Below are 6,816 nucleotides of genomic sequence, written 5' to 3'. Positions count from 1 at the left end.
CGACCAAGTATTGGCTATCGACGCTGCCAGCCAATATCGGCTTCCGCGAACTCGTCGATCTTGCCAAGCTGCGCTGGCGCATCGAGCGCGACTATCAGGAGCTCAAACAAGAGGTCGGGCTCGGTCACTATGAGGGCCGCGGATGGCTCGGCTTCCACCATCACGCCACGCTTTGCATTGCAGCTTACGGATTCCTGATCGCCGAGCGGGCGACGATTCCCCCCTCAGGACCTCGTTCTGCCACGCCGTTCCAGACACCTCGCTTACCCGACAATTACCGACCCAGAGGATCCGCCATCGCGGCCTGAACGCCACACCCCCAACTCGATCGCAACCATGCGTCTACGCCTGATCCGAGCGATCATCAAAACCTTGCCGCGATGTCCATGTTGTGGCGCCATCGCAGCAGGCGGACGACGATGAAAACTCATGACGCAGTAAGATTAGCCGAAGGCGTAATCCGCCGTTCTCCGCGGCCCAGTCGGCGGGTTACGCTGCGCTAACCCGCCCTACTTGGTACCGAGCTTAGGTCGTGTAGTTGACCACCAACGACGTATTCGCCGCAGTTGACGACGAGGAGCCGCTCCCGTTGTACGACGAGGCGCCCTGGCCCATCGAGCTCTGGAGAGCCTGGAGCAACTCCTCGAGCAATTTGTCGGTGTCCGACGAAGACGACGTGCTTGACGAGGAGTCGCTGCTGGTTGACGTGCCGCTGCCGGTTGAGCTGCCGCTGCTGTCTGCCGACGATCCGGGGCCGCCGGAGAATGCGTTAGCAAAGACGTTCTTCAACTCGCTGGCCTGGTCGGACGTCAGCTTCCCGCCGGAAACTTCATTCTGAATCAGGTCATTGATCTTGGACTGCATGGCGTCCGGCGACGGAGGGCTTCCGCTGCTGCCCGACGACGCGCTGCTCGCGCCACTCTTCATCGCAGAGTCGATATCGTCGAGTGCCGATGACAACGCGCTTTCGTCGGTCGACGAGATCTGGCCGCTCGAGACTTCCTTTGCAAGCTCCTGCTGGAGTCGGTCGAGCGGTGAATAAGAACTAGATGCCGTTGTGGCTGATGAGATGCTCATCTGATGCCCCTTCGCGATTTTAAGCCCCGCGAGGAGTGAAGGTGAGTCACGTTAACCAAACCTTCCAGGCCGGCATCCGATGTTTTCAGTCTGTTGCTGTTTCAGCGTCAGATACAGATCGTATCAATATAGTCGCCGTGCAAATTGTTATTGCTGAATTGTTGCTTTGATGTGCAGGGCGCTTTGCGTAGCCCGGATGAAGCGAAGCGCAATCCGGGGCAGCTCTCTCCGCGGAAGGACCTTCCCGGATTTCGCTGCGCTTCATCCGGGCTACTCCTTCACACCGCGCTCAACGCCTGCGCGATGTCGGCCACCAGATCCGACGGATGCTCGATCCCGATCGACAGCCGGATCGTGGAGTCAAGCACGCCAATCTTCTGCCGGATCTCGGCGGGAACGCCGGAGTGGGTCATCGTGGCGGGCAGGCTCGCGAGCGACTCGGTGCCGCCGAGGCTTACCGCCAGCTTGAATATCTGCAAGCTATTGAGGAATTTTTCCGCGGCAAGCTGACCGCCGACGATGTCGAACGAGAACGTCGAGCCGGCGCCGCTGCATTGGCTCGCGAACACGCGGCCGGCGGGGGACGCCGGGTCGTGGTGGGCCAGATCGTGAACCTTGGCCACTTTGGGATGGTCGCGCAGATAGTCGGCCACGATCCGCGCGTTGCGGTCGGCCCGTTCCATGCGCAGGCTGAGCGTTTCGAGCGAACGGCTGATCATCCAGCAGGTATGCGGATCGAGCTGCGTGCCGATCGCGCCGCGCAGGGCCTTGACGTCCTTCATCAGTTTTTTTGAACCGAGCGCGGCACCGGCGATCAGGTCGGAATGGCCGCCGACATATTTGGTCAGCGAGTAGAGCGACAGATCGGCGCCATGCTCGATCGGCCGCTGAAACACCGGCCCGAGCAGCGTGTTGTCGCAGGCGATCACGGGCGTATGCCCCTGCGTCCTGCCGATCATGTCGGCCACGCGCCTGACCAGCGCGATATCGACCAGGCCGTTGGTCGGATTGGCGGGCGTTTCGATGAAGATCATCGCGACACGGCCCTTGCCCATCGCCTCTTCCGCGGCCGCGCGGACGACGCCCTCGTCAATGCCGTCGGCAAAGCCCACCGCGCTTATCGAGAAACCCGCCAGCGTCCTGGTGAACAGTGTTTCCGTTCCGCCGTAGAGCGGCTGGGAATGCAGGATCACATCGCCGGGGCGCGCGAAGGCGAGCACCGTCGTCGCGATCGCCGACATGCCGGACGAGAACAGCGCGCAGCTCTCGGTGCGCTCATAGATCGCGAGCCGGTCTTCGACGATCTCGCTGTTGGGATGATTGAAGCGCGAATAGACCAGGCCAGCCCCCATCCCTTCCGGAGGCTCGCGCCGGCCCGAGACGAAATCGAAGAAGTCCTTGCCGTCCTCGGCGGTCCGGAACACGAAGGTCGAGGTCAGGAACACCGGCGGCTTGACAGCGCCTTCCGACAGCTGCGGATCGTAGCCGTAGTTCAGCATCAGGGTTTCCGGATGCAGCGTGTGATTGCCGATATGGGTCTTTGATGGAAACGGTTTCACCACGGCCGGTCTCCTTGGCTTGAGGGAACGCCGCATCAGCGGCGATTCCCGGACTCGTCAGCGCAAGCATAGTCCAGCTTTGCCCGATCCGCTTGACGCGTTATTGGCGCAGGCGGGTCGATTTAGTCCCATCCCTCGCCCACAACCGAAACCCGCCCTCAAACGCGTTCGCGTTGTCACCAAACCGCACCTTCTTCGGCGGCTTGTCGACGTTCTCGGCGTTGCCACCGCCGAGCACGACGTAGTCAGGCTCCAGCGCGGCGAACAGGCGCGCGATGACGTCGTCGACGTAGCTGCGCCATTTTGTCTTGCCGAGGCGCTTGAGGCCGGCGGCGCCGACATAGTCCTCGAAAGTCTTGCCCTTGCGGTACGGCAAATGGCCGAGTTCCATCGGCTCAAAGATGCCGTCCACGATCATCGCTGATCCCAGGCCGGTGCCGAGGCCGAGGAACAGCATGCGGCCGCCCTGGTAACTGCCGATCGCCTGCATCAGCGCGTCGTTGACGACCTTGGTCGGGCGGCCGAACGCCTCCTCGAAGTCGAAGCCGGCCCAGCCGCGGCCAAGATTGTAGGGCTCCCTCAAGGGGCGGTTGTGGACCACGGGCCCGGGATATCCGATCGAGATGACGTCGTAGGACCAGTCTTTTGTCAGGTCCTGGACCTTCTTCACCATGTCCTTGGCGGTAAGATCAGGACCGGACTCGAATTCGCGCCTGACGCGCTCCTTGTCGGTCATGACCTTGACGTGGGAGCCGCCGATGTCAATCGACAGGACCGTTCGTCCGGATGTCCGCTTCCTGGTCTTCTTCGCTTTCTTGGCCATGTTTCACGCCGCTGATCGAGGGAGCGCATCAAAGATGCGCGCCCGCGGCATGGCAAGCGAAAAACGCGGGGCTTAGCGAACGCGATTACCAGCTGCGATCGACGTTGCGCACCTCGCCGGTCTGCGCATCGACATCGACCTTCATCCAGCGGCCGAGGCCGTCGCGGCCCTCGATCTCCCACTCGTCGCCGAGGAACTCGGTGTGCGACACCGTCATGAGGCCGAGCTGGTTGGCCACGCCGATCGCGGCCTGCATCGACATCTGGTCACCGGAATCGTACGCCATGGCCGGCGTCGCCGCGCCAAGCGCGAGGGCTGCGACGATGGGAAGGATGAATTTTCGCATGGATCACTCCTGTCTGTCAGCCGTAGAGAACGAGCGAGAGGCACAATGTGTTCCGGCAAAGCAGATCGGATGTCGCGGCGATTTGGTGGCGATCCTGACACGGTATCGCCGCAGCTTTGTTCCCCATCCGACTCCACTTTGTTCGCAAAGAACGAATCGGAATCGGACAAATCGGCGCGGAGCAAAGCTTAACGACAGGTTTTCGAATCCGTCCGTCGTGGTCCGTAGCCCGGATGGAGCGCAGCGCAATCCGGGGCACTTCCCACCCGTTGAGATTCCCGGATTTCGTGGAGCCTGTCATCGGGCGCGCATTCGCGCGACCCGTTGGCTTCATCCGGGCTACAGGATTCTCATTGCGGAGCATGACACGTTCCCCATCCGACTCCATTTTGTTCGCAAAGAACGAATCGGAATCGAGAAAATCAGCGCGGAGCAACTCTTAACAACGCGTTTGCGTCGAGGTCATCGATCTAATCATCGCGCTGAGGCTCGTACCCAAGCTCCGGCCGCAACGCCCGCATCTTCTCCGCCAGCCGCCGGTGCCCTGTCTCCTCCGCGCGCGTCAACCGATTGGCGACCGCGGCGTGATCCGCATCGCTCTTGTGCTGATTGAGTTTTGACTGCCCCTCGATCTCGTCGACGACGAGATCGATCACCCGGATCCCCGACAGCATGCTCTCGCGTTTTTCCGGCTCCATCTGCGCGAGATCCCAGGGTTGCTTCGGCAGCCGCGCCTCGGACACGCTGAGCAACGCATCGCCATGGCCACGGTTTTCGTCGCGCTCGCGCAGATACGCGACACCGTTTAGATGCACCGCCTCGTAAAGCCAGGTCGAGACGTTGTCGCGCGAGGCGTACCAGTCGTTGGAGACATAGGCGTCGTCGCCGGAGACGATCAGCAGGAATCGCCTGCTGCCATCGGCAAGCTCGACCAGTGGATTCTTCGCAGTGAGATGGATCTGGACGATCACGCTGCTGTCGCGCCGCTCGACCACGAACGGCACATGCGAGGCGCGCGGGCCGCGCGCATCCGTGGCGACGATGACGCCGAAGCCGCGTTCCGCTGCAAACGCCAGTGCGCGTTGCTCCTCGATGCGGAATTGGGGGCGGAGGATGTGCATGGCGGGCGCTCGGACGGGTTCAGGATATCTCGTAGACCGACACCTTGTCCGCGATGCCGCTCAGCGCCACGGTTTTGCGCACAGGCGTCAGCCCGTTGGCCTCGAGCAGCGTCCTGGTCTCGGCATTCTCCACAACTGATTCCGTCACCACGATCGAACGCGAGGCAGCGAGGCCCTGGACGCGCGAGGCGACGTTGACGGTCTGGCCGAAATAGTCCTGCTGGCCGTTGAGGGTGACCGCAAGGCAGGAGCCTTCGTGGATGCCCATCTTCAGGCGCAGGCTTTGATGCTGGCGCTCGGCGCCGAGATCGCTCATCGCCTCGCGCATACGGATCGCGGCTGCAATGGCGCGGTCGGGGGTCTCGAAGGTCGCCATCACGGCATCGCCGATGGTCTTGACGATGGCGCCCCGTTCGGAGGCGATGATCTCCTGCAGCAGCCTGAAATGCTCATTGACGAGATCGAAGGCGACGAGATCGCCGACATGCTCATAGAGCGCGGTGGAGTCCTTGAGGTCAGAGAACAGGAACGTCAGGCTCAGGATCTTGAGGCGCTGGCCGATGGCGAGCGTGTCGGTCCGGTAGAGATCGCGAAAAGTCTGGTTGGTGAGCAGGCGCTTTGCGGTGAGGAAGGGCTTGCGCCGCGTCAGCAGATCGTCCAGCGCCTGGCTCGCCACCCACACTGCCGGCAACACCCGATTGTCGGTGCGGTTTTCCAGGGTCAGCCGCAGCGGTCCGGGGCGCAAGGCAACGGTGTCGACGGCCAGCTGGATCTTGTTGAAGGTCACGGCGAGGTTCTGGCGCTCGCGCGCCTCCTCGCCCCTGACGTCAAGGAATTGCGCCGCATGCGTCACCGGGTCGAACAGGATCAGCGTGCCAACAGGCACGTTCAGGGACAGGATCGCCCGCTCCCCCGGCGGCAGGTCGACGGTCTCGAGCGTGACGTCCCGCAGCACCTTCTCCAGATCATCGGGAAGATCGATCGCCGAACTCCAGAACACCTGCCGATAATAGTCGGCGACGGACAACAGGTCGGGGCGATGCGCCGCGATCTTGCGCAGACGCGGGCTGACCGTGAAGGTCACCTCGACCAGATTGTCGAGCGTCGTCTCATAGCCCGCGGCGCAGAACCCGCAGGTGTATTGCGTGCTGTTCAGCGTCTTCAGACTCTTGTTGGCGGAGAGCACGCCGGCGCAGCTCGGGCACATCACGCTCCATGTCATCTCCAGCATGCCGAGCCCGACGGCATGCAGCAGCCCGGCGATCACGCGCTCCTCGTCGAGGCCAGATTTGGCCGCGAGATCGAGCGGGTTCATCCTGTTGAGGGCATGATCCGGCGCATCCCGCACCCTGCGCTCGAGCATGTCGACGACGCCATCGTCGACCGACTGGCGTAGCGCGCCAAACAAGGTTTCGATTTCGCTCATACAGCCATGTTACATGAAAGGCAAAGCGGCGGAAGTGTGCGCAACCATCAACTGTGCGTAGAGCTGGCAAGCTGCCACCTGCCGCCATCGCGTAAGGTGAGCACGCTGGAACCCTGCCGCCGGTACGCTCGCAACAAACTCGATGTCGTCCTGGCGGAACAGGCTGTGTGAAAACCTGATCGGCTATTGTTGTCGGGATCGGGCTTTGATTCGAGGTTATGATGGCGCATGTGACGGGCCAGTCGCGGTATCAAACGACGCTTTTTCCTGAGGTTCTTGACGAGGTGGTGGGGCGCGACGATCCGGTTCGGGTGATCGATGCGTTTGTAGATACGCTGGCTCTTGCGGAGTTGGGATTTTCGAAGGCTGCGGCCGAGGAACTGGGTCGGCCGCCCTATGCGCCGGGCGACCTGCTGAAGCTTTACATTTACGGCTATTTGCACCGGGTGCGGGCGAGCCGTCGG

8 protein-coding genes are annotated in these 6,816 nt (G+C 62.4%); 3 read left to right on the top strand and 5 right to left on the bottom strand.

The window, feature by feature from the left end; translation table 11 throughout:
• The coding region (locus UP10_RS43285; RefSeq protein ID WP_156179577.1) for a transposase at positions 1-308 on the top strand (308 nt) is incomplete at its 5' end.
• Positions 309-538: 230 nt separating this feature from the next.
• Complete coding sequence (locus UP10_RS46510) at positions 539-838, top strand: hypothetical protein (protein ID WP_044590341.1); 300 nt, start codon at positions 539-541, stop codon at positions 836-838.
• Positions 839-1,355: 517 nt separating this feature from the next.
• Here the strand turns inward: UP10_RS46510 and UP10_RS27365 are convergent.
• The 5 genes from UP10_RS27365 to UP10_RS27345 form a co-directional block, all read right to left on the bottom strand.
• Positions 1,356-2,639 carry a cystathionine gamma-synthase family protein gene (locus UP10_RS27365; protein ID WP_044590339.1) on the bottom strand — a complete coding sequence of 428 codons (1,284 nt, stop codon included), beginning with the start codon at positions 2,637-2,639 and terminating at the stop codon, positions 1,356-1,358.
• Between the two features lie 97 nt (positions 2,640-2,736).
• Complete coding sequence (locus UP10_RS27360; protein WP_044590338.1) at positions 2,737-3,459, bottom strand: ROK family protein; 723 nt, start codon at positions 3,457-3,459, stop codon at positions 2,737-2,739.
• Positions 3,460-3,544: 85 nt separating this feature from the next.
• Complete coding sequence (locus tag UP10_RS27355; RefSeq protein WP_044590337.1) at positions 3,545-3,805, bottom strand: PepSY domain-containing protein; 261 nt, start codon at positions 3,803-3,805, stop codon at positions 3,545-3,547.
• A gap of 470 nt (positions 3,806-4,275) precedes the next feature.
• A complete protein-coding gene (locus UP10_RS27350; protein ID WP_044590336.1) occupies positions 4,276-4,926 on the bottom strand; it encodes an FMN-binding negative transcriptional regulator in 651 nt (216 codons plus the stop codon).
• A 19-nt stretch (positions 4,927-4,945) separates the two neighbouring features.
• Positions 4,946-6,352 carry an adenylate/guanylate cyclase domain-containing protein gene (locus UP10_RS27345; RefSeq protein ID WP_044590335.1) on the bottom strand — a complete coding sequence of 469 codons (1,407 nt, stop codon included), beginning with the start codon at positions 6,350-6,352 and terminating at the stop codon, positions 4,946-4,948.
• A 221-nt stretch (positions 6,353-6,573) separates the two neighbouring features.
• Between UP10_RS27345 and UP10_RS27340 the strand changes: the two genes are divergently transcribed.
• Positions 6,574-6,816 (top strand): transposase (locus UP10_RS27340; RefSeq protein WP_502692175.1); only part of this gene is annotated, 243 nt, incomplete at its 3' end.

This window comes from Bradyrhizobium sp. LTSPM299, assembly GCF_000938235.1.
GTDB lineage: Bacteria > Pseudomonadota > Alphaproteobacteria > Rhizobiales > Xanthobacteraceae > Bradyrhizobium.
The sequence above is the reverse complement of the archived record's forward strand: the minus strand, read 5'-3'. Positions and strand labels throughout refer to the sequence as shown.

What these genes read in the sequence shown, in the direction of transcription:
- UP10_RS27360 (WP_044590338.1), bottom strand. Translation starts at nt 3,459, where the DNA reads ATGGCCAAGAAAGCGAAGAAGACCAGGAAGCGGACATCCGGACGAACG.
- UP10_RS27355 (WP_044590337.1), bottom strand. Translation starts at nt 3,805, where the DNA reads ATGCGAAAATTCATCCTTCCCATCGTCGCAGCCCTCGCGCTTGGCGCG.
- UP10_RS27350 (WP_044590336.1), bottom strand. Translation starts at nt 4,926, where the DNA reads ATGCACATCCTCCGCCCCCAATTCCGCATCGAGGAGCAACGCGCACTG.
- UP10_RS27345 (WP_044590335.1), bottom strand. Translation starts at nt 6,352, where the DNA reads ATGAGCGAAATCGAAACCTTGTTTGGCGCGCTACGCCAGTCGGTCGAC.